Origin of the sequence: Micromonospora kangleipakensis (assembly GCF_004217615.1) — a bacterium.
GTDB lineage: Bacteria > Actinomycetota > Actinomycetes > Mycobacteriales > Micromonosporaceae > Micromonospora > Micromonospora kangleipakensis.
The window spans coordinates 3,033,328-3,055,390 of sequence record NZ_SHLD01000001.1; the positions used below are offsets into that span (position 1 = coordinate 3,033,328).

The 22,063-nt window shown below is 75.0% G+C and carries 18 protein-coding genes; 14 read left to right on the forward strand and 4 right to left on the reverse strand.

From position 1 onward, the window contains the following. Positions 1-66 precede the first annotated feature (66 nt). The 8 genes from EV384_RS14600 (at position 67) to EV384_RS14635 (ending at position 8,117) form a co-directional block, all read left to right on the forward strand. On the forward strand, positions 67-849 hold the full coding sequence (locus tag EV384_RS14600; RefSeq protein WP_423202896.1) for an FkbM family methyltransferase: 783 nt from the start codon (positions 67-69) through the stop codon (positions 847-849). 130 nt (positions 850-979) lie between these two features. After that, on the forward strand, positions 980-1,561 hold the full coding sequence (locus EV384_RS14605; RefSeq protein WP_130333780.1) for a type 1 glutamine amidotransferase domain-containing protein: 582 nt from the start codon (positions 980-982) through the stop codon (positions 1,559-1,561). A gap of 94 nt (positions 1,562-1,655) precedes the next feature. Continuing rightward, complete coding sequence (locus EV384_RS14610; RefSeq protein WP_130333782.1) at positions 1,656-2,219, forward strand: alpha-ketoglutarate-dependent dioxygenase AlkB; 564 nt, start codon at positions 1,656-1,658, stop codon at positions 2,217-2,219. A 276-nt stretch (positions 2,220-2,495) separates the two neighbouring features. Beyond that, positions 2,496-3,191, forward strand: coding sequence for an SDR family NAD(P)-dependent oxidoreductase (locus EV384_RS14615; protein ID WP_130333784.1), 696 nt, complete (start codon positions 2,496-2,498; stop codon positions 3,189-3,191). Beyond that, positions 3,185-4,819 carry an MFS transporter gene (locus tag EV384_RS14620; protein WP_130333786.1) on the forward strand — a complete coding sequence of 545 codons (1,635 nt, stop codon included), beginning with the start codon at positions 3,185-3,187 and terminating at the stop codon, positions 4,817-4,819. The genes EV384_RS14615 and EV384_RS14620 overlap by 7 nt, the downstream gene beginning before the upstream one ends. A 215-nt stretch (positions 4,820-5,034) precedes the next feature. After that, positions 5,035-5,982: an SRPBCC family protein gene (locus tag EV384_RS14625; protein WP_242624060.1), complete on the forward strand. Its 948-nt coding sequence runs from the start codon at positions 5,035-5,037 to the stop codon at positions 5,980-5,982. 7 nt (positions 5,983-5,989) lie between these two features. Next, complete coding sequence (locus tag EV384_RS14630) at positions 5,990-7,165, forward strand: zinc-dependent alcohol dehydrogenase (protein WP_130333790.1); 1,176 nt, start codon at positions 5,990-5,992, stop codon at positions 7,163-7,165. 193 nt (positions 7,166-7,358) lie between these two features. Next, positions 7,359-8,117, forward strand: coding sequence for a hypothetical protein (locus EV384_RS14635; RefSeq protein WP_165439939.1), 759 nt, complete (start codon positions 7,359-7,361; stop codon positions 8,115-8,117). Positions 8,118-8,150: 33 nt separating this feature from the next. Here the strand turns inward: EV384_RS14635 and EV384_RS14640 are convergent, their stop codons facing one another. Both EV384_RS14640 and EV384_RS14645 read right to left on the reverse strand, forming a co-directional pair. Then, positions 8,151-9,407 (reverse strand): MFS transporter, encoded by a 1,257-nt coding sequence (locus EV384_RS14640; protein WP_130333794.1) that lies wholly within the window; start codon positions 9,405-9,407, stop codon positions 8,151-8,153. 163 nt (positions 9,408-9,570) lie between these two features. Next, positions 9,571-10,449, reverse strand: coding sequence for an alpha/beta fold hydrolase (locus EV384_RS14645; protein ID WP_165439940.1), 879 nt, complete (start codon positions 10,447-10,449; stop codon positions 9,571-9,573). 133 nt (positions 10,450-10,582) lie between these two features. Here EV384_RS14645 and EV384_RS14650 point away from each other — a divergent pair, with 133 nt between their 5' ends. The 3 genes from EV384_RS14650 (at position 10,583) to EV384_RS14660 (ending at position 16,119) form a co-directional block, all read left to right on the forward strand. After that, positions 10,583-14,002: an ATP-binding protein gene (locus EV384_RS14650; RefSeq protein WP_130333796.1), complete on the forward strand. Its 3,420-nt coding sequence runs from the start codon at positions 10,583-10,585 to the stop codon at positions 14,000-14,002. A gap of 126 nt (positions 14,003-14,128) precedes the next feature. Next, positions 14,129-15,457, forward strand: coding sequence for an MFS transporter (locus EV384_RS14655; protein WP_242624061.1), 1,329 nt, complete (start codon positions 14,129-14,131; stop codon positions 15,455-15,457). Between the two features lie 77 nt (positions 15,458-15,534). Further along, a complete protein-coding gene (locus EV384_RS14660) occupies positions 15,535-16,119 on the forward strand; it encodes a hypothetical protein (RefSeq protein ID WP_130333800.1) in 585 nt (194 codons plus the stop codon). A 65-nt stretch (positions 16,120-16,184) separates the two neighbouring features. Here EV384_RS14660 and EV384_RS14665 read toward each other — a convergent pair whose 3' ends face one another. After that, positions 16,185-17,600, reverse strand: a complete 1,416-nt coding sequence (locus EV384_RS14665; protein ID WP_242624062.1) for a coiled-coil domain-containing protein — start codon at positions 17,598-17,600, stop codon at positions 16,185-16,187. 180 nt (positions 17,601-17,780) lie between these two features. Further along, positions 17,781-19,055 (reverse strand): MFS transporter, encoded by a 1,275-nt coding sequence (locus EV384_RS14670; protein WP_130333802.1) that lies wholly within the window; start codon positions 19,053-19,055, stop codon positions 17,781-17,783. Positions 19,056-19,176: 121 nt separating this feature from the next. On the opposite strand from EV384_RS14670, the gene EV384_RS14675 reads away from it, so the two are divergent. Genes EV384_RS14675 through EV384_RS14685 form a run of 3 tightly spaced genes read left to right on the forward strand, consistent with a single transcriptional unit; the run spans position 19,177 to position 22,056 of the window. Beyond that, positions 19,177-19,953, forward strand: a complete 777-nt coding sequence (locus tag EV384_RS14675; RefSeq protein WP_130333804.1) for a (Fe-S)-binding protein — start codon at positions 19,177-19,179, stop codon at positions 19,951-19,953. 25 nt (positions 19,954-19,978) lie between these two features. Continuing rightward, positions 19,979-21,433 (forward strand): lactate utilization protein B, encoded by a 1,455-nt coding sequence (locus tag EV384_RS14680; protein WP_130333806.1) that lies wholly within the window; start codon positions 19,979-19,981, stop codon positions 21,431-21,433. Next, the gene (locus EV384_RS14685; protein WP_130333808.1) at positions 21,430-22,056 is read left to right on the forward strand and encodes a LutC/YkgG family protein; all 627 of its coding nucleotides are present in this window, start codon (positions 21,430-21,432) and stop codon (positions 22,054-22,056) included. Before EV384_RS14680 ends, EV384_RS14685 begins: the two co-directional genes overlap by 4 nt. Positions 22,057-22,063 lie beyond the last annotated feature (7 nt).

Sequence of the window (22,063 nt, forward strand, 5' to 3'; positions counted from 1 at the left end):
CAGCCGGGGGAGCGGTGCGACGCGGAAGCGGGAGACCGTCCGCCTGGGTCAGGTTAGAGTCGGCCGGTGAGCGCCCATACCCGCTCAATTCAGGCACTCAAGGCCGATCCCACCATGTCCTCCCTCCACCGCTCGCTGGACTTCTCCTACGGCGATCCGGCGCGCGGGGCCGCGCTCGACGAGCTGTACGCGCGGTTCGTGACCGCGGGAGACCTTGTCTTCGACATCGGGTCGCACGTGGGCGACCGGATCGGCAGCTTCCGCCGCCTGGGGGCACGGGTCGTGGCCGTGGAGCCCCAACCGCTGTGCACGCGCGCCATCCGGGCCATCTATGCCGGCGACGACGAGGTCACGCTGGTCGAGGCGGCGTGCGGGGCGTACGCCGGGAACGTCCGCCTGCACGTCAACTCCCGGAACCCCACGGTCTCCACCGTCTCCGCCCATTTCCTCCAGGCCGCGAACGGTGCGGGCGGTTGGGAGGACGAGGTCTGGGACGCCGAGATCGAGGTACCGTGCGTCACCCTCGACTCGCTCCTGAGCCGGTACGGCGTACCGACCTTCGTGAAGATCGACGTCGAGGGCTTCGAGGACGCCGTGCTGACCGGCCTGAACCGCCCCCTGCCCGCGCTCTCCTTCGAGTTCACCACCATCGAGCGCGCGCTGGCCCGACGCTGCGTCGACCGGCTCACGTCGCTCGGCTTCGACGGCTTCGACGTCGCGCTGGGCGACGACACGTCGTTCGCCTTCGGGGAGTGGGTGTCGGCGGAGCGGATCACCGCCCACCTGCTGTCGCTGCCGCACCGGGTCAACTCCGGCGACGTGTACTGCGTCGGGAAGCGTTCCGGATGACCCGGGCGCCCCGGCATTCTTCCTGATCCGGGGGCGTCGACGGGACCGTTTGCTCGTCCCGGTGCCGGGAACGCGTGCGGGACCAGCCGTGCGCCGCACGAGGGCGGCGCCGCGAAGGAGGCCGCACATCATGGGTGACAACCAGCAGTCGCTGGCCGGTAAGCGGATCGCGTTCCTCGCCGCCGACGGGGTCGAGGAGGTCGAATACACCCAACCCCGGTCCGCCGCGGAGCAGGCGGGTGCGGAGGTGCACCTCGTGTCCCTCGCTTCCGGCCAGGTGCAGGCCATGAACCACGACATGAACCCGGCCAACCGGCACCCGGTCGACCGTACGGTGGACCAGGCCAGCCCGGCCGACTACGACGCGCTGGTGCTGCCCGGCGGAACGGTCAACCCGGACCGACTCCGGATGAACCCGGCGGCGATGGACTTCGTCCGGGGGTTCTTCCAGCAGGCCAAGCCGGTGGCGGCGATCTGCCACGGCCCGTGGTCGCTGGTCGAGACCGGGATGGTCGACGGGCGGACCGTCACCTCGTACCCGAGCCTGCGCACCGACATCCGCAACGCCGGAGGCAACTGGGTCGACCAGCAGGTCCAGGTGGACAACGGCGTGGTCACCAGCCGCAACCCCAAGGACCTGCCGGCGTTCTGCGCCAAGATGGTCGAGGAGTTCGCCGAGGATCGGCACGTGCGTCAGACGGCCACGGCCTGACGCCCCAGGGCTCCGGACCGGGCCGCGGGTCCGGTCCGGAGCCGGCTCGGCGATGCCGCCACGCCACCGGCCGGCCGGCGCTACCGTCGGCCTGATGGGGCGGATGCGGGGCACCCACGAGCGGCCGGCGGGGCTGACCTACCAACCCGAGCTGGTGAGCCGCGACGAGGAGCGGTCGTTGCTGACCGCCCTGGCGGCGTACGACTCCCACGAGGTCCGGATGCACGGACGGATCGCCCGGCGCACGGTCCGGCACTTCGGCTTCGACTACGACTACGGCTCGTTCCAGCTCACCGAGGCGGAGGCGCTGCCGGTGGAGCTGCACGAGGTGCGCGAGCGGTGCGCCCGGCTCGCCGGCGTACCGGCGGCCACGCTCGCGCAGGCCCTGGTCACCCGCTATCCGCCCGGCTCGGTCATCGGCTGGCACCGCGACGCCCCGGCGTTCGGGCCGACGGTGGCCGGGATCTCCCTGGGCTCCGCCTGTCTGCTGCGGTTCCAGCGCGGCCGGGCCGACGAGCGCCGGGTGTACGAGGTGGAGCTGGCGCCCCGCTCGGCGTACGTGCTCGCCGGGGCGGCCCGGTCGGCGTGGCAGCACAGCATCCCGCCGGTGCCGGAGCTGCGCTACTCGATCACCTTCCGGCAACTGCGGGCATCCTGACGCCCCGACCAAGGGCATCGCGGCGCCGCCCGGCGCCGCCGCGAGCCGCGGGCGTACGTCGCCCGGCTAGGACGGTGGCAGCCGGTCGGCTACGACCGCGGCCGCCTTCGCCCGCAGGTACCGCTGCTCCGCCAGGCTGTTCCTGGCGCGGGCGGCCGCGATCAGTAACCGGATACTTCGGCCGTGGCCGGACGGGCGCGCCGTTTGGCGGCGCGACGTGTGGAAGCTCCGGCTGTGGGAAGGCAGCGCCGTTGGCCAGCCGGCAGCGGGAGGGACATGGGCGCCAGAACCTTCGTGGTGGTCGGTGGCACCAGCGGTCTCGGCCTGGCGGTGGCCCGCCTGCTCGTCGACGAGTACCAGGTCGCCGTGTTCGGCGACGTGCCCGACGAGGTCGCCGCGGTCGCCGACGACCTGGGCTGCGCCGGCGTGGTCTGCGACGTCTCCTCCTACGAGCAGGTCCGGGACGCGTTCGCCGAGGTGGTCGACCGGTACGACGTGATCGACGGGGTGGCGGCGTGCGCCTCGATGTGGGCGGGCGGTGACCTGGCGGACCTCCCCGCGGAGCGGATCCGGCGGGCCGTGGAGATCAACGCGCTCGGCACCACGTACGTGTTCAAGGAGGCGCTGTACCACCTGCGCCGGCAGGACCACGGCAACCTGGTGTACATCGGGGCGCTCGCCGTGACGAAGCCCCGGCCGGGCATCCCGATCTACCGGGCCACCAAGAGTTACGGCAGCAGCCTGGTCGAGTCGCTGGCCGAGGCCCAGCACAGCAACCGGATCAAGGTGATGCAGCTGCATCCCGGACCGATGCCGACCCGGTTGCAGGAACGGGTCGGCGACCATTTCCTCGACGAGATCTACGCGCTGCCCGACCAGGTCGCCGAAGAGGTCGTACGGCTGCTGCTGCTCGCCCCCGACGACCTGTACGTCTCCGGCGAGCGCGTGCTACGCGCGGACGGGCGGTGGTGACGCCTGGCGGCGCCACGGCCGAGATCACGGTCTCGGCGTGGGCGCCGTTGCGCACCGCCGTCTACCGCAGCCTGTGGCTGGCCCTGTTGGGCGCGAACATCGGCACCTGGATGCAGACGGTCGGCGCCCAGTGGCTGCTGATCCACCATTCGAACGCCTCGACGCTGGTCGCCCTGGTGCAGACCGCCAGCCTGCTGCCGATGCTGCTGCTGGCCCTGCCGGCGGGCGCGCTCGCGGACACCTTCGACCGGCGGCACCTGCTGATCTCGGTGCAGCTCTTCCTGGTGGTGGTGGCCGCGGCGCTGACGTTCCTCACGGCGACCGGCCGGATGCCACCGGCGCTCCTGCTCACCCTCACCTTCGCCTTCGGCGTGGGGCAGGCGCTGACCCTGCCGGCCTGGGCGGCGGTGATCCCGGAGCTGGTGCCCCGGGAGCAGTTGCGGGCGGCCTCGGCGCTGGGCTCGATCAGCGTCAACGTGGCCCGGGCGGTCGGGCCGGCCGCGGCCGGCGTGTTGATCGCCCGGGTGGGGGTCGCCCCGGTCTTCGCCCTCAACGCGGTGGCGTTCCTGGTCTTCGCGCTGGCGCTGTTCCGGTGGCGGCCCGGCGACGCCCGCGCCGTCGAGGTGCCCGAGCGGTTCACCGCCGCGTTGCGGGCCGGCGGCCGGTATGTGCGGCACTCGCCGATCGTGCGCCGGCTGCTGCGCCGCGCGCTGGTCTTCGTGATCCCGGCGAGCGCGCTGTGGGCGCTGCTGCCGCTGGTGGCCGCCCGCCGGCTCGGCATGGACTCCAGCGGGTACGGGCTGCTGCTGGCCGCGCTCGGGGTGGGCGCCATCGCCGGCGGCCTGCTGCTGCCGAGGATCCGGACCTGGATGTCCGCCAACCTGTTCCTGCTGGTGGCCGGGGCGCTCTACGGCGGGACGCTGATCGTGGTGGCGTCGGTGCGGATCGTCCCGGTGGTGCTGCTCGCCCTGCTGCCGGCCGGGGTGGCCTGGGTGACCGTCCTCGCCAACGTCAACGCCGAGATCCAGCTCTTCCTGCCCGGCTGGGTACGCGCCCGCGGTCTCGCCGTTTACCAGGTCGTCCAGGGCGGCGGGCAGGCCGTGGGCGCGTTCGCCTGGGGTGTGGTGGCCGACACCGCCGGGCTGGTCACCGCGTTCCTCGTGGCGGCCGCGCTGATGCTGATCGGCGCGGTGACGTCGCAGATCTGGCCGCTGCCCGACCTGCGCGGGACAACCAAGGACCCGACCACCTACCGGCCGCCCCTGGAACTGGCGCTCGAACCGGATCCCAGGGTGGGCCCGGTGCTGGTGGTGGTCACGTACACCGTCCGGCCGGAGCGGGAGGCGGCGTTCCTGGACGCGATGGACCACGTCCGTGGGTCGCGGCAGCGCACCGGGGCGATGCGGTGGGGACTGTTCCGCGAGGGCGAGAGCCCGGCCCAGTTCGCCGAGGTCTACCTGGTGCCGTCCTGGGACGAGCACCTGCGCCAGCACGGCGGCCGGCTGACGGGCGCCGACCAGCAGGCCGAGGAACGGGCCAAGGAACTCGCCGAGGGTGAACCGGCGGTGCGGCACCTGCTGCCGGCCGCCTCCGGCCCGACGTTGGCCGACAATCGTGACCTCCCGTGACCCCGCCCCGCCGGCCGCCGGGGCCGGTGTCGTCGCACGGCGGGCCACCAGGATTCGGCGGCTCGGCCGCCAGGCCTGATCGCGAGCATTTCGGGAATGACGGGCCGCGCCGGGCGCGCGGGGCAGGCGGACGGTCGATGGCGGATGGCAAGCCGGGCATTTCGGGGGATGGAGTGAGAAGGATGGCTCGCAGGAGCACGACGGGTATGCGGTCGGTGACGGACACCCTGGGCATCGAACGGGCGAGCCAGGATCGCCCGTCCGAGGGCCTCGCCCGGCTCCTGGGCTGGTTCAGCCTCGGGCTGGGCGCCGCCGCCCTCGGCGCGCGGTCGCGCGTCGGTCGACTCTCCGGGATCGACGGCTCCCCGACGGCGCAGACCGTGCTGCGCATCGCCGGGGTGCGGGAGCTGGGCCACGCCGCGGCGCTGCTGGTCCCGCGCCGGGCGGGGTGGGGGGCGTGGACCCGGGTCGCCGGCGACGCGATGGACCTCGCCGCCTGCGGTCGGGCGCTGCAGGGTCGGCGCGGGGAACGGCGACGGCGGCTGACCTACACGACGGTCGCGGTCGCCGGGATCACCGCCGTCGACCTCTACACCGCCGTACGGGTCGCCCGGCGTCGGCGGCCGGAGGGTAACGAGGTGCACGCGGCGGTGACGGTGAACCGGAGCGTCGAGGACGTCTACCGGTTCTGGCACGACTTCGAGAACCTGCCGCGCTTCATGCACCACCTGCAGTCGGTGCGGATGACGGGGGATCGGCGGTCGCGGTGGACCGCGAAGGCGCCGGCCGGCAGGAGAGTCGTGTGGGACGCGGAGGTCGTCGACGACCGCCCGAACGAGCGGATCAGCTGGCGCTCGGTGCCCCGCGCCAAGGTGCCCAACGCGGGAACCGTGCGGTTCATGCGGGCCGCCGGTGGCCGGGGCACGGAGGTCCGGGTGCAGCTCGGTTACCGGGCGCCGGGCGGGATGCTCGGCGCGCGGGTCGCCAAGCTGTTCGGCGAGGACCCCCAGCAGCAGGTCTGCGACGACCTGCGGCGGTTCAAGCAGGTGATCGAGACGGGCGAGATCGTCCGCTCCGACGCCAGCCCGGAGGGCAGCGCCGTGCAACAGCAGATGAAGCAGCGTCCGGCGCGACCGCTGGCGACGCGTGGGGCCGGGAGGTGAGGGAACGATGAAAGCCAACTGCTGGATCGCGCCGAACAACGTGGCCGTCGAGGACGTCCCGGACCCGCAGATCCTCAACCCGCGGGACGCCATCGTGCGGATCACCTCGTCGGCGATCTGCGGCTCCGACCTGCACCTGCTGCAGGGGTACATCCCGGCGATGAAGAAGGGCGACGTCCTCGGCCACGAGTTCATGGGCGAGATCGTCGAGCTGGGCCAGGGTTCGCGGGACGGACTGAGCGTCGGCGACCGGGTCGTGGTGGGCTTCCCGATCGCCTGCGGCAACTGCACCTCCTGCCAGCGTGGTCTCTACTCGATCTGCGAGAACTCCAACCCCAACGCGGCGATCGCGGAGACGGCGATGGGCCACTCGCCGGCCGGCATCTTCGGCTACTCGCACCTGCTCGGCGGCTACGCCGGGGGACAGGCGCAGTACGTGCGGGTGCCCTTCGCCGACGTCGGCGCCCTGAAGATCGAGGACGACCTGCCGGACGAGAAGGTGCTGTTCCTGTCGGACGTGCTGCCGAGCGGCTACATGGCCGCCGAGATGTGCGACATCACGAGCGGCGACATCATCGCCGTCTGGGGCGCCGGGCCGGTCGGGCAGTTCGCCGCCGCCAGCGCGTTCCTGCTCGGCGCCGAGCGGGTGATCGTCATCGACCGGTTCCCGTACCGGCTGCGGATGGCGCGGGAGAACACCGGCGCGGAGACCATCAACTACGAGGAGTCCGACGTCCTGGACACGCTGCGCGAGATGACCGCCGGACGCGGACCGGACGCCTGCATCGACGCCGTCGGCATGGAGGGGCACCACGCCTCCGCGGCGCTGCACGCGTACGACAAGGCCAAGCAGGCGGCGAAGGTGGAGACGGACCGGCCGCACGCGCTGCGGGAGGCGGTGCTGGCCTGCCGCAACGGCGGCACGATCTCGGCGATCGGCTCGTACGGCGGCTTCATCGACAAGTTCCCGATGGGCTCGTTCATGAACCGGTCGCTGACCCTGCGGTCCGGGCAGGCCCACGTGCAGCGCTACATGCGACCGCTGCTGGAACGGATCCGCAAGGGCGAGATCGACCCGAGCTTCATCATCACCCACACCATGCGGCTCGACGACACGCCGCACGGCTACGACATCTTCAAGAACAAGCAGGAGGAGTGCGTCAAGGTCGTGCTCAAGCCGTAGCGCAACCAGGAGGGGCAGTGCCACCGTCGCGCCGGGCCTGTTGCCCGGCGCGTCGGCGCTGACCGCCCACCGCACCGCCCGGTCTGGTCCACCCGCGTTGCGACCCGCACAATGACGGCATCGGTGTCGCGACCCCGGCGGAGCTCAGGCCGCGCGGGCTGAAACGTCGACTCTTCACGGAAGGGACGACGGCATGCACCCGATGCTCCGACGTCTGGACGACCTCGCCGCCCACCTCGCCACCCGGCCGGACGCCGTGGCCCTGCTCGGCCTCGGCTCCGCCGGCGCCGAGCACGACCGCCTCGACGCCCACTCCGACCTGGACTTCTTCGTCGTCGTCGCGGACGGCGCGGTGGCCCGCTACGTCGACTCGCCGGACTGGCTGGCGGCGCCCTGCCCGGTGGCGTACAGCTTCGCCAACGAGCGCAACGGCCGCAAGGCGCTCTACACCGACGGCATCTTCGTCGAGTACGCGGTCTTCACCGTCGACGAGCTGGCCGGGTTGCCGGTCGCCGGCGCGCGGGTGGTCTGGCAGCGGCCCGACGCGCCCACCGGGCTGGCCGAGTGCGGGCCCCCGCCACGGCCGGCGACGCCGTACGACACCGTCGAGTTCCACCTGAACGAGGCGCTGACCAACCTCTACGTCGGCCTGCACCGAGAGTTGCGCGGCGAACGGCTGACCGCGGCGCGGTTCATCCAGTCGTACGCGGTGGACCGGGTGCTCGCCCTGCTGCGGCTCACCTCGCCCGGCGCGGCGCACCGGCGCGACCCGTTCGACCCGAGCCGGCGGGTGGAGCAGGCGTACCCGCCCGAGGTGCTGCCGCTGGCCGAGATGGTGCCCGGCTACCGGGCCAACCGGGCGGCCGCCCGGGCCACGTTGGCCTGGCTGGAGGCCCGGTTCCCGGTGGACCCGGTGATCGGCGCCGCCGTCCGGGACCTGCTGGTGGCCTAGCCGCATCGCCCATGGGCCGGGCGGCGGTCCCGATCAAGGGGTGACCGGGGCGACGGCCCGGGTCGCCTCGGCGTCCGGCGGCCCGGCGACGGCCCGGCTCCGGCGCGCCGCGAGCGCGAAGCAGAGCACCGCCGGCAGCAGGAACGCGCCGGAGGTCACCACCCCCGCGCCCATCGACACCCGCTGGCCGACCCAGCCGGCCGGCGGGGCGCCGGCGATCTGGCCCAGCGCGTCGACCTGCGACTGCATCGAGAAGACCGTGGCCCGCGTACCCGACGAGGTGCCGGCGACCAGCCAGACGGCCAGCAGGGGCGCGGCGGTGTGCCGCAGCAGGGACGCCACCAGGTACGCCCCGACGGCCGGCCAGATCGCGCCGGTCAGACCGAAGCAGATCGTCGAGGCCGCCGCCGCTGCCTCCACCGCTACCAGCAGCGACCCGACCTGATGCGGGCGCGTCGCGTCCACCCACCGGCCGACCAGCCCGGTGAGCAGGATCGAGCCCAGGGCCGCCACGACCGCGAACGCGCCGAGCCACGCCGGCGGGCTCAGGGCCGCCGGCAGGGTCAGCTCCGCGACGAACCGGGGCTGCCCCAGCCGGTCGAAACCCTCGCTGCTCAGGCCGAGGAAGAGGGTGCCGACCAGGACGTACCGGATGGTCCGGACGCGGCGCGCGGCGTCGACGCCCGCGACCACCTGGGCCCGCATCGAGCCGAGGGTGGTCCGTTCCCCGGCGGGCGCCGGCGTCCAGCGGCGCTCCGGCATGACCAGGGCCAGCGTCGCGCCGAGGGCCAGCGTGCAGCCGGCGCCGACCAGGATCGGCAGCGCGAGGTCGACGCCGGCCAGCGCGACCGCCGCGACGATGCCGAGCAGCGTGCCGGCCTGAGCGAACTGGCCGGCCCGGACGAACGCCCGGCCGACCCGCCCGGCGTCGATCTCGTCGGCGGCCCACGCCTCCTGGGCGCCGTCGACGCAGACCGCGCCGACCGCCCAGACCGCGTTGGCCAGCAGCAGCGCGGCAAAGCTGGGCAGCAGGCCCCACAGCAGCAACCCGACGCCCATCAGCAGCTGGCCGGTCACCACCGCGAGCCGGCGGCTGTGCAGGTCGGCGAGGACGCCGGTCGGCACCTGGGCCACGAAGCAGACGACCTCCATCAGCGTGCCGACGAGGATCAGCTGCCACGGGCCCAGGCCGACCACCTGGCTCTGGTAGACGAGGTTGAGGGTGAAGGCGGTGTTGCCGGCGAAGGCGCCGACACCGTAGGCGACGAGGAAGAGACGGTACGCGGACACGCGGGAACTCCCGGGCTGCCGATCGGAGCCCGGCGCCGGAGGTGCGTTCCGCTACTGAGAGGTCAGCGGCCCTGGCGGGAACGCACGGCACCGGGGGACGGGAGGCTGCGCGTCGCTGTCATGCCGGGCAGCATGCTGGCCGACCGGGCGCGGGTCAACGCGGTTACCGGTCCAGCAGCGCGCGCAGCGACTTCACCACCTCGGCGGGCGCCTCCTCGGCCATGAAGTGGCCGTGGGTGACCGGCACGTGCACCAGGTCCGGCGCCCACGCCCGCCACCGACCGGCGGCGTCGAAGCCGAGCGCCGCGCCCCAGTCCTGCTGGAGCACGGTCACCGGCATCCGGAGCCGGTTCCCGGCCGAGCGGTCGGCCCGGTCGTGCTCGACGTCGATCCCCGCCGACGCCCGGTAGTCCGCGACGATGGAGGTGATCGCCTCCCGGGAGGCCCGCAGGTAAGCGGCCCGCACGTCGGCCGGAATCGCCTCCGGGTCGCCGGTCCAGATGTCGAGGAAGTGGCCGAAGAAGGCGTCCGGGTCGGCGCCGATCAACCGCTCGGGCAGGCCGGGCGGCTGCGCCATCAGGTAGAGGTGGAACCCGACGGCGGCGCTGGTGCCGTGCATGACCTCCCACATGTCGAGGGTGGGGAGCACGTCGAGCGCGGCGAGGTGGCTGACCAGGCCGGGGTGGTCCAGGCCGGCGCGGACGGCGACCAGGGCGCCGCGGTCGTGCCCGGCCAGGGCGAACCGGTCGTGCCCCAGCTCACGGGCGAGCGCGACGACGTCGGCGGCCATGGTGCGCTTCGCGTACGCCGCGCCGTCGGTCTCCGCGGGCTTGTCGCTGGCGCCGTAGCCGCGTAGGTCGGGACAGATGACGGTGTGGTCGGCGGCGAGGTCGGCGGCGACGTGCCGCCACATGAGGTGGGTCTGCGGGAAGCCGTGCAGCAGCACGATGGGGCTGCCGGAGCCGCCGACGGCGGTGTTCAGGGTCACGCCGTCGGCGACGGTGACGCGTTGGTAGTCGAACCCACTGATCCTGGGATCCACGGGAGGCCTCTCTCTTCGGATGTCCGGTACACAGCGAGCCTGCGCGGGGGAGATCAGCGGCGGATCAGCGTCCGATGAGTGGCCTGGTCGGCGCGCCGGTGCGGCGACCCCTGCCGTGCCTAGAGTGGGCGACATGACCAGCCACACCCCGGTCCAGTTCGGCGTGCTGGGGCCGGTGGAGGCGGTCGGCGATCGCGGCCGCGTACCGCTGAAGGGGGCGCGGCAGCGCGCCGTGCTGGCCCGGCTGCTCGTCGCCCGGGGACGGGTGGTGCCGGTCGACCGGCTCGTCGGCGATCTGTGGGCGGAGCCGCCGGAGGGCGCGGTGGCCGCCATCCGCACGTTCGTCGCCGACCTGCGCCGCGCCCTGGAGCCCGACCGGCCGCCGCGACAGCCGGCTCGGCTGCTGGTCACCACCCCGCCCGGGTACGCGCTGGCCGCCGCGCCCGACGCCGTCGACGCCTGGCGGTTCGAGGCGGCGGTCGGCGGCGCGGGCGAGCTGCTGGCGGCGGGGCGCCCCGGCCCGGCCCTCGCCGGCTTGGACGCGGCGCTCGCCCTCTGGCGTGGGCCGGCGTACGCGGAGTTCGCCGACCAGGGCTGGGCGCGGGCGGAGATCAACCGGCTGGACGAGCTGCGGATGCTCGCCGTGGAGCGGCGAGCCGAGGCGCTGCTGGCCCTGGGCCGGGCCGCCGAGGCCGCCTCCGATCTGCGTGCGCACACGACCGCCCAGCCGCTGCGGGAGGATGCCTGGCACCTGCTGGCCGTCGCGCTCTACCGGGCCGGCCGGCAGGGCGACGCGCTGGCCGCGCTGCGCCGGGCCCGGGAGACGCTGGTGGGTGAGCTGGGGCTGGACCCGGGCCCGCGGCTGCGGCAGCTCGAGGCCGACATCCTCGCCCAGGCACCGCACCTGCGCCCGGCACCGGCCGCCGCGCCCGTGGCCGGCGGGGCGCCGCCGCCCGCGCAAGCGCGCGACGGGCTGCCGACGCCGGCGTCGGCACCCGCCGGCGGTGAGGTGCCGACGCCCTCGCCCGATGGCGGTGCGGTGCCGACGCCTGCCGGCGGTGCGGTGCCGACGCCGGTGACCGGTGAGCGGCGTCCGTTCGTCGGCCGCGGCGCGGAGCTGGCCGGCCTGGAGCGCGCGGCCGACGACGTGGCCCGGCGCGGCCGGCCCGGACTGGCCCTGGTCTCCGGGGAGGCGGGCGGCGGGAAGACCGCGCTCGCCGAGGCGCTCACCGACCGGCTGGCCGCCGCCGGCTGGACCACGGCGTGGGGCCGCAGCCCCGAGTACGACGGCGCGCCGGTCGCCTGGCCGTGGGCGCAGGTCACCGCCGCGCTGACCGGCGGCTCTGCGCCGCGCGACCCCGGTTCGCCGACGACCGGGGCGGACGCCGGATCCGCCCAGGACGCGCCGACGGACCGGACCGGTGGACCGTCCCTCGCCGCCACGGACGCCGCCGTGGCCCGGTTCCGGCTGCACCGGGCCGCCGCGACGCGGCTGACCGCGGCGGCCGGCCGGCGGCCGGTGCTCGTGGTCATCGACGACCTGCACCGGGCCGACGAGGACACCCTCGACCTGCTGACCGCCCTGCTCAGCGGGCCGGAGCCGGTCACCGGGCCGGTGCTGGTCGTCGGCACGTTCCGCGCCACCGAGATCTCCCCGGAGCTGACCGCGACCCTGGCCCGGCTCGCCCGGACCGAACCCGTCCGGATCTACCTCGGCGGCCTGTCCGAGGCGGCGACCGGGGAGATCGTGGGCGCCCTCGCCGGGCGGGAGCTGGACGGGCCGACCGTGCGGCTGCTCCACCGGCGCAGCGGCGGCAACCCGTTCTTCGTCCGGGAGCTGGCGAGGCTGCTGGCGGCCGAGGGCGACGCGGCCCTGGCGGCGGTCCCGGCCGGCGTGCGGGACGTCATCCGGCACCGCCTGGCGCAGCTGCCGGAGACCACCCGGACCGTGCTGCGGCAGGCCGCGGTGATCGGCCGGGACGTCGACCCGGAGGTGCTCGCCGCCCTCGCGGGCGAGGACGCCATGCTCGACGCGCTGGACCGGGCCGTGCCGGCCGGCTTCCTGACCGGGCCGGGCACCCGGTTCACCCACATCCTGGTCCGCGACACCCTCTACGGGGATCTGTCCGCGCCGCGCCGGGCCCGCTGGCACACCGAGGTCGGGGAGGCGATCGAGCGGCTGCGCCCGGACGACGTCGTCGCCCTCGCGCACCACTTCACCCAGGCCGGGGGCCGCGCCACCGCCGCGCGCGCCGCCCGCTACGCCCGGGCGGCCGCCGAAGAGGCCGAACGGCGCCGCAACCCGCACGAGGCGGCCCGCCTCTGGCAGCAGGCGGTCGCCGCCCACGACCGTGCCGGCGGGCAGGACGTACGCGGGCGGCTGGCCGCGGTGATGGGGCTGGGCCGAGCGCTGGCCGTGACCGGACACCTGGCCGACACCCGCCGGCTGCGGGCCGAGGCGGTCACCAGCGTCGAGCGGCTCGACGACCCGGCGCTGACCGGGACCGTGCTGACGGCCTTCGACGTACCGGCCGTCTGGACCCGCAACGACGACGAGGACCTCTCCCGCCGCGTCGTCCGCGCCGCCGAGCGCGTGCTGGCCGTGCTCCCCGCCGATCGGGCGGAACAGCGAAGCCGGCTGCTCAGCACCCTCGCCCTGGAGCTGCGCGGCACCACCACCGACCGCGGTCATCGGGCGGCGATCGAGGCGGAGGCGATCGCCCGGCGGCTCGGCGACCCGGCGCTGCTGGCCTTCGCCCTGAACGCCCGCTTCATGCACAGCTTCCGGCGCACCGGCCTCGCTGCCGAACGCGCCCGCCTCGGCGCGGAGCTGGTCGACCTGGCCGCCCGGCACGACCTGGTGACCTTCGAGGTGCTCGGGCACCTCATCGGCCTGCAGGCGCGGTGCGGGCTCGGCGACCTCGCCGCCGCCGACGGCCACGCCCACGCCGCCGACCGGCTGGCCGAGCGGTACGAGCTGCCGCTCGTCGGCGTCTTCACCCGCTGGTACGCCGCCCTGCGTGCGGCCGTCGACGGGGACCGCGTCGGGGCCGAGACCGCTTACCGGGCCGCCGACGCCCGGCTCGCCGACAGCGGGATGCCGGGCATGGCCCACGGACTGCTGCCCCTCGCCCTGCTCGGGCTCCGGCTGTCCACCGGGGAGGACGAGCGTCCCCTGCTCACCGCGGACGCGGACTGGGGGCCGTACGAGCCGTGGGTGCGCCCGCTGGCCCTGCTCGCCGCCGGCCGCCGCGCCGAGGCCGCCGAGGCGTTGCGGGTCCTGCCGGAGACGCCGCACGATCTGCTGCGCGAGGCGCGCCTGTGCCTGGCCGCCCGCGCCGCGCTCGCCCTCGACGACCGTCCCCGGATCGAGCGCCTCCTCGCCGAACTGCTGCCCGCTGCGGGCGAGTTGGCCGGGGCGGGGAGCGGGGCGCTCACCATCGGCCCGGTGGCCCGGCATCTCGGCGAGCTGGCCACGGCGCTCGGTCGCCACGACGAGGCGAAGGCCCATCAGCGGACGGCTCGGGAGTTGCGCGTGCCGGGGAACCGGTGACCTCCGCCCCCGCTGAAAGAATTTTACCCTTGCCGGTTTCGTTCTGGTATCCACCGTCGGACCGATCCGTCGGTCCCGCCCCGAATGGCAGGATCGGCGCTCGTTGCCGACGGGGAGGAACACGACTTGTCAGAGACCGCGCAGAGGGAAGCGAACAAGCGGAGCACGGAGCACGCGACGGCCGAAGCGCCGGCACAGAAGGGATCCTGGCTGATCCACCGGGGCCTGATTCCGGAATCGCGACCGCAGCGCGTACTCGCGCTGGCCACCTTCGTCAACATGGTCGGCAGCGGTGTGTTCATGGTGAGCGCCGCGCTCTTCTTCACCCGTTCGGTCGGGCTCTCCGTGGCGCAGGTCGGGCTCGGCATGGGCATCGCCGCCGTGGTCGGACTCTTCGCGGGAGTCCCGGTCGGGCACGTCGCCGACCGGCGCGGACCCCGCGAGGTCTACCTGCTGATGCTCGGCGTCCAGGGCATCGCCATGGCGGCGCTGGTGTTCGTCCACTCGTTCTGGCCACTGGTGGCAGTGCTGTGCGTGGGTGAACTCGCCCGCGCGGCCGGCGTGGCGGCCCGTGGGCCGCTGGTACGGGTCGTCGGCGGCCGGCAGCTCACCCGGTACCGGGCGTACCTGCGCTCGGTGGCCAACCTGGCCGGCAGCGCCGCCGCGGTCGCGGCCGGGTTCGCGCTCCAGCTGGACACCCGGTCGGCGTACCTGACCCTGGTGCTGGGCAACGCGGTCAGCTTCGTGGCCTGCGCCGCGATCGTCGCCGTGCTGCCGCCGCAACCACCGGTGCCGGCACCCGCCGGGGGCAGCCGGTGGGCAGTGTTGAAGGACCGCGGATACGTCGCGGTCACCGCGCTCGACGGTGTCATGTCGATTCACCACCAGGTGCTGCTCTTCGCGCTGCCCCTGTGGATCGTCGGGTCCACCGGCGCCCCCCGCTGGCTCATCGGCATGGCCGCGCTCGTCAACACCGCGCTGGTGGTGCTGCTCCAGGTGCGGGCGAGCCGACGAGTCGACGACAGCACCTCGGCCGGTCGGGCGATCCGCCGCTCGGGCGTGGCGTTCCTCGTCGGCATGGCGGCGATGGCCGCCGCGGCCGGGCTGCCCGGGTGGCTCGCCACCGCCGTCATCGTCCTCGGCATCGGCGTCCACACCGTCGGGGAGCTCTGGCACTCCGCCGGTTCGCTGGAACTGCGGTTCAGCCTCGCTCCCGCCCACGCCCAGGGGCAGTACTCGGGGCTCTTCGGGTTCGGCACGGGCCTGGCGAACGTGGCGGCGCCCTCGGTCCTGGCCCTGTGCTGCATCACCTGGGGCATACCCGGGTGGCTGCTGCTGGGCGGCGTCTTCGTGGTGGTGGGCCTGGTCATGCCGGTTGTCGTCCGGTTCGCCGCGCGGATCGAGCCGCTCGCCGATGTTCCGGCCGCACCGCCCGTTTCCGCGGCACCCGACTAGGCGGCGGCAGGCGGCGCCGGCACGTCGAGGGCCGCCGGGCGTCATGATGGGACGGTCTACGGCGGAAGGGAGTCGGCATGACCCCGGAACGCGCGTTCTGGCTGGACGAGCAGGTCGACCGCGAGCGGGGCGCGGGCGGGCGCGGTCGCTACGAGACCGAGGTGTCGGCACGGCCCGACGAGTTCGCCGACACCTGGGGCGACATCGCCCCGGTCGGCTTCGCGGTGGCGGCGTGGCGGCTGGCCTCGGCGCTGTCACCCCCGTACGTGCGCTGGCACCGGCGCGTCGTCTCGGCGACCTGCGCGCGCAGCCCGTGGGACGGGGGCCTGACCTGCGCGGTGACCCTGGTGTCCCGGTGGCCGGCCGAGCTGACCTGGACCCGGCAGTGGCAGCAGGACCGTGGCTGGCGCGACTGGCCCCAGCTGTTCGGTCAGTACGTCACGCCGTCGGAGCAGGACCTGACCCGGGCCCCGCACCTGCGCGCGATGCTGCGGGCCGAGGTCCCCGTCCCGCTGGACCACCTGCCTCCGGCGCCGGACGGTCCCGGCGACGAGGTCGCGCCGGCGGCGCGCCGGGCCGTCGTCGTGCTGACCCGTGAGCTGGATGCGCTGCTCGCCCCGCTGATCGGGCAGCTCGAGGCCGGGGTGCCGGCCGACTCCTGACCGGCGCCCCGCCCGCCGGACGGCGGCCCGACCCGGGACCGACCCCACCCGTGCGGATCCCGGGCTCAGGCGGTGGCCGGGACTTCCGCGTCGGGCTGCTCGGCCGGCTCCTCGGCGGTCCGCCCGGCGGACTTCCCCTCGGCGGGCGTCCGCACGGCGAAGGCGTCGAAGGGCTCCCGGGGCGCGGGGACCCGCTCGACGAGGGCCGGCTGGACGGGGGAGGCCTCGGTGGCCGCTCGGGCGCCCACCTGCGGGTACTCGGCGGTCTCCCCGCCGCCCGCGGCGGCCGCCATCACCGCCGCGGCGGCCAGGTCGGCCACCCGCTTCGCCTCGCGCTGCACCCGGGCGCGTACCTCCTTGGCGTGCTGCTCGGCGAGGTCACCGGCCCGGCGGGCGTCCTCCAGCCGCTTCGTCTCGGCGGTCAGGTCGCGGCGCACCTCCACCAGGCGCTCCTCCAGCTCGGCGCCCTCCTCCTCGATGGTGGCGATCTCCTGCCGGGACCGGTCGAGCTGCTGGCCGGCGGTCTCCAGCTCGGCCTGGAGCTGGGTCAGCGCCTCCTGCCGCTGCTGGAGCTCCTGCTGCACGGTGGTGAGCTGCTCCTGGTGCGCGCTCGTCTGCGCGTCGGCGCGTTCCCGGACCTCCGTGGCGTACTGCTGGGCCTCGGCGACGAGCGCGGCGATGTCCCGCTCGGCCGCGGTGGCCCGGTCGGCCAGCTCCTGCTCGGCCGCGGCCCGCCGCTCCTCCAGCTCGCGGGCCATGTTGGCCTGCCACTGGGCCAGCTCCTGCTGGGCCTTGCTGCGGTTCGCCTGCACCTCCTGCTGGATCTGCGTCCGGGCCGCCTTCACCAGCGCCTCGGAGGCGGAGCGGGCCTGCTCGACCTGCTGGTTGCTCTGCTCGGCGATCCGCTTCGCCTCCTGCTGGGCACGCTCGTGGGCGGCCTGACCCTCGGTCCGCAGCTTCTCCGCCAGCTCGCGGGTGGCGGTGAGTTCGGCCTGCGCGGCGACCCGCCGCTCCTCGTGCGCCTGCTCCTGCTCGGCGCGCCGGGCGTCCAGCTCCTCGTCCAGCTCCCGCAGCTCCCGGGCGGCCTGCTCCCGCGCCGCGGTGAGGGCCTTCTCCGCCTGGACATGAAGCTCGGTGGCGCGCTTCGCGGCGGTCTCGCTGATCACCCCGGCCTGCTTCTCGGCGAGGTCGAGGATCTGCTCGACCATGGGGCCCAGGTCGCGGAAGGACGCCCGGTCCACCTGCGCCGGGCGCTGCCGCAGCTCCGCCACCTCGGTCTCCGCCCGCTGCAGCTGCACGGTCAGCTCCTGGACCTGGCGGTACGCCCGGTCCCGGTCGGCGGTCAGCGTGGACACCTCGCCGTCCAGCCGCTTGACGTACCGGTCCACCTGCCGCTTGTCGTAGCCGCGCAGCGCGAGCTCGAAGCTCGGCCGGGCCGACACGTCGTCCTGTGGTGCGAACGCGTCCTCGCCGTTGGACATGCGCCATCCTCCGTCGGTTCGCCAGCGCCAGGCCGGCGGATGACCGCCCCGCAGGGCATGATGAGGCGCAACGGTACCGCCACCCCGTAACGGCCCGGCGGCGTGCCCCACCAACCGTCCCGGTGGGATGCCGTGGCCGTTCGGCCGGTCCCGCTCGGCCCGTTATCGGTCGGGTCCCGCTCAGCCCGGCACCGGCCGCAGGTCCCGCGCGCCGGCCACCGGCGTCGATCCCGCCCGGCGGACCGGGCCGCAGCACCCGCCGACGGCCACCAGCAGGCAGCCCGCTCCCGCCACCAGGCAGACCGCGGCGGCGCCGTACCGGCCGGCCGCCCAGGTCAACAGGGCGGCGCCGGCCGGCCCGAGCGAGAAATGCGTGCTCCAGAAGGCGGAGGTCACCCGGCCCAGCAGGTGGTCGGGCGTGATCTCTTGGCGCAGCGACATCGAGCAGATGCCACCCACGCTGACGGAGCAGAGGTGGACCGCGGCCACCACGGTGAGCGCCGGGACGGTGCCGGCCAACCCGATTCCGGCGACGGCCACGCCACTGAGGCCGGTCGCGCCGATCCAGGTGGCCCCGAAGCCGAGCCGGCGGCGCAGCGGAGCCACCAGCAGCGCCCCCGCGACCGTGCCCAGGGTGGCCAGACCAAGCACCGTGCCGACGGTGCGGTCCGAGCCGCCCAGGTCGTGCTTGACGTGGTAGATCAGCACGTCGGTCAGGCCGAACGTCAGGAAGACGAAGACCGACAGCAGTACGGTCAGCGACCGCAGCACCGGCTGTCGCCAGAGGAACCGCGCACCGGCGAGGAACTCGGCCAGCGGCCGCTCCCGCGCCGGGGTGGCCACGTCCGGGTCCGCCGGCCGGAGCCGGACGAACCGGAGGCAGACGGCGGAGAGCGCGAAGCTGGCCGCGTTGACGCCGACCGCGGCGGTGGGACCGAACCGGGCCGACACCAGGCCGGCCAGCAGCGGCCCGACCACCGCGGCCGCCGCGTACGTCGCGTGCAGCCGCCCGTTGGCCTCCGTGATGCGCTCCCGGTCGACCAGGTTGCGCACCGCGGTCACCGAGGCGACCTGGCAGACCATGCCGACCGCCTCGCAGACCGGCAGCACCACGAAGAGCAGCCACACCTGCGGGCCGGCGAGCCAGACCAGCGGGATCAGCCCGTACAGCACCAGCCGGACCAGGTCGGCGACGATCATCAGGGTCCGCCGGTCGAACCGGTCGACGAGCACCCCGCCGAAGACGCCCGCGCCGACCGACGCCACCCCGGCCACCGCGGTGAGCAGGCCCATCCGGGCCACCGAGCCGGTCGCGTGCAGCACCAGCAGCGGCACCGCCAGGTAGGCGAAGGAGTCCCCGGCCGCGGAGACCGCCTGCGCGATCCAGTACGTGACGAAGGAGCGGTCCCGCCCCAGGGAGGGCCGGGCCGGGCCGGGACCGGGGCGCGGGCTCACCACCCGAGGCTAATCGCCGGGCCGCAACCGGTGGCGCCCGCCGGGTCCCTGGGGGACACTCGACGGGTCGCGTGGACCGCCGCGCGCCGGGCCACCGGGACGCGACCTGGGAGGGCTGGACATGCGGATCGCCCTGTTCGTCACCTGCCTGGCCGACACCCTCTTCCCGGAGGCGGCCAAGGCCACGGTACGGCTGCTGGAACGCCTCGGTCACCAGGTCCTCTTTCCCGAGGAGCAGACCTGCTGCGGCCAGATGCACGTCAACACCGGCTACCCGGACGACGCGCTGCGGCTGGTGCGCCGGCACGTGCGGACCTTCGCCCCCTACGACGTGGTGGTGGCCCCGTCCGGCTCGTGCGTCGGCTCGGTGCGGCACCAGCACGCCATGGTGGCCCGCCGGGCCGGCGACGAGCGGCTGGCCAGCCTGGCCGAGGAGGTCGCCCGGCACACCTACGAGCTGTCGGAGCTGCTCGTCGACGTGCTCGGGGTGACCGACGTGGGCGCGTACTACCCGCACCGGGTCACCTACCACCCGACCTGCCACTCCCTGCGGATGATCCGGGTGGGGGACCGGCCGCTGCGGCTGCTGCGCGAGGTCCGCGGCCTCGACCTGGTGGAGCTGCCGCAGGCCGAGCAGTGCTGCGGCTTCGGCGGCACCTTCGCCGTGAAGAACGCGGACACCTCCACGGCGATGCTGGCCGACAAGATGCGCCACGTGCTGGCCACCCGGGCCGACGTCTGCACCGCCGGGGACGCCTCCTGCCTGATGCACATCGGCGGCGGGCTGTCCCGGCTCCGGGCGGGGGTACGCACCGTGCACCTGGCCGAGATCCTGGCCAGCACCGAGGCGGGGCGGGCCGGCGAGCGGACCGGCCGGACCGAGGGGGTGGCCCGGTGAGGGCGACGGACCGGGAGGCGCGGCGATGACGGAGACGTTCCTCGGCATGCCGGCGACCGCCCCGGCCGGGGTCGGCAACCTGCGCGGCGACGAGCCGTTTCCCGTCGCCGCCCGCCGCGCCCTGGCCGACGCCCAGCTCCGCCGCAACCTGCGGCACGCCACCGGCACCATCCGGGCCAAGTCGGCGGCGGTGATCGGCGAGGTGCCCGACTGGCCGGAGCTGCGGGCCGCGGGGCGGGCCATCAAGAGCGACACCATGGCCCGCCTGCCCGAGCTGCTCGAACAGTTGGAGGCGGCGGTCACCGCGGCCGGCGGCACCGTGCACTGGGCGACCGACGCGGTCGAGGCGAACCGGATCGTCACCGACCTGGTCCGGGCCACCGGCGCCGACCGGGTGATGAAGGTCAAGTCGATGGCCACCCAGGAGATCGGCCTCAACGAGGCCCTGGAGGCGGCCGGGATCGAACCGGTCGAGACCGACCTCGCGGAGCTGATCGTCCAGCTCGGACGGGACCGGCCCAGCCACATCCTGGTTCCGGCGATCCACCGCAACCGGGCCGAGATCCGCGAGGTCTTCCTGCGCGAGATGCCCGGGGTGGACCCGGCGCTGACCGACGAGCCGGCCGCGCTCGCCGCCGCGGCCCGCCGGCACCTGCGCGCGACCTTCCTCAGCACGAAGGTGGCCGTCTCCGGGGCGAACTTCGCGGTCGCCGAGACCGGCACCCTCGCGGTCGTCGAGTCCGAGGGCAACGGGCGGATGTGCCTCACCCTGCCGGAGACCCTGATCACCGTGATGGGCATCGAGAAGGTCATCCCCACCTGGGACGACCTCGGGGTCTTCCTGCAACTGCTGCCCCGGGCGTCGACCGGGGAGCGGATGAACCCGTACACCTCGATGTGGACCGGGGTCACCCCGGGCGACGGCCCCCAGCAGGTGCACCTGGTGCTGCTGGACAACGGCCGTAGCGCGGTGCTCGCCGACGAGGTGGGCCGCCAGGCGCTGCACTGCATCCGCTGCTCCGCCTGCCTCAACGTCTGCCCCGTGTACGAGCGCACCGGCGGGCACGCGTACGGGTCGGTCTATCCGGGGCCGATCGGGGCGGTGCTCTCCCCGCAGCTCACCGGGGTCGAGGAGAATGCCTCCCTGCCGTACGCGTCGTCGCTCTGCGGGGCCTGCTTCGACGCCTGCCCGGTGATGATCGACATTCCGTCCGTCCTGGTCCACCTGCGCGCCCGGCACGTGGCCGAGCAGCGGGCGGCGCGCCGGACGCCGAGCGCCGAGGCGGTCGCGATGGCCGCGGCCGCGTACACGATGGACCATCCCCGGCTGTACGCGGCCGCGCAGCGCGCCGCGGGGCTGGGCCGGATCGCCGGGCGCGCCCTGCCACCGCCGCTGAACGGCTGGACCGCGAGCCGGGACGTGCCGGCCGCGCCGCCGCAGACCTTCCGTCAGTGGTGGTCGGAGCGGAGCCGGTCATGACCGCCCGCGACGTCGTGCTGGCCCGGCTGCGGGCCGCCCTGGCCGGCGCGCCGCCCGCGCCGGTACACCACCGGCCGGGCCACCGCCGGCAGGGGGAGCTGCCGCCCGGCCACCCGGAGCTGGTGGACCTGCTCGCCGAGCGGCTGACCGACTACCGGGCCCAGGTGCACCGGGCCACCGAGGCCACCGTCGCCGACACGGTCGCCGGCATCCTCGCCGCCGAGGGCGCCGCCGCGGTCGTGGTGCCGCCCGGGCTGCCCGCCGGCTGGCGGCCCGGCGGGGTCGAGCTGGTGGTCGACGACGACCTGCCCGCCGACCGGCTGGCCGAGCTGGACGGCGTGGTCACCGCGGCGGCGGTCGCCGTCGCCGAGACCGGCACGATCGTCCTCGACGCCGCCGCCGACCAGGGCCGGCGGCTCATCAGCCTCCTGCCCGACCGGCACGTCTGCGTGGTCCGCGCCGAGCAGGTGGTGGCCACCGTGCCGGAGGCCCTCGCCCGGCTCACCCCGGACCGCCCGCTGACCTGGATCAGCGGCCCCTCGGCCACCAGCGACATCGAACTGAACCGGGTGGAGGGCGTGCACGGCCCGCGCCGCCTGCACGTCGTCGTCACCGACGGCTGACCGGTCG

What these genes read in the sequence shown, in the direction of transcription:
- EV384_RS14630 (WP_130333790.1), top strand. Translation starts at nt 5,990, where the DNA reads ATGAAAGCCAACTGCTGGATCGCGCCGAACAACGTGGCCGTCGAGGAC.
- EV384_RS14680 (WP_130333806.1), top strand. Translation starts at nt 19,979, where the DNA reads ATGACGGAGACGTTCCTCGGCATGCCGGCGACCGCCCCGGCCGGGGTC.
- EV384_RS14665 (WP_242624062.1), bottom strand. Translation starts at nt 17,600, where the DNA reads ATGTCCAACGGCGAGGACGCGTTCGCACCACAGGACGACGTGTCGGCC.
- EV384_RS14610 (WP_130333782.1), top strand. Translation starts at nt 1,656, where the DNA reads ATGGGGCGGATGCGGGGCACCCACGAGCGGCCGGCGGGGCTGACCTAC.
- EV384_RS14660 (WP_130333800.1), top strand. Translation starts at nt 15,535, where the DNA reads ATGACCCCGGAACGCGCGTTCTGGCTGGACGAGCAGGTCGACCGCGAG.
- EV384_RS14675 (WP_130333804.1), top strand. Translation starts at nt 19,177, where the DNA reads ATGCGGATCGCCCTGTTCGTCACCTGCCTGGCCGACACCCTCTTCCCG.
- EV384_RS14615 (WP_130333784.1), top strand. Translation starts at nt 2,496, where the DNA reads ATGGGCGCCAGAACCTTCGTGGTGGTCGGTGGCACCAGCGGTCTCGGC.
- EV384_RS14605 (WP_130333780.1), top strand. Translation starts at nt 980, where the DNA reads ATGGGTGACAACCAGCAGTCGCTGGCCGGTAAGCGGATCGCGTTCCTC.
- EV384_RS14650 (WP_130333796.1), top strand. Translation starts at nt 10,583, where the DNA reads ATGACCAGCCACACCCCGGTCCAGTTCGGCGTGCTGGGGCCGGTGGAG.
- EV384_RS14635 (WP_165439939.1), top strand. Translation starts at nt 7,359, where the DNA reads ATGCACCCGATGCTCCGACGTCTGGACGACCTCGCCGCCCACCTCGCC.
- EV384_RS14685 (WP_130333808.1), top strand. Translation starts at nt 21,430, where the DNA reads ATGACCGCCCGCGACGTCGTGCTGGCCCGGCTGCGGGCCGCCCTGGCC.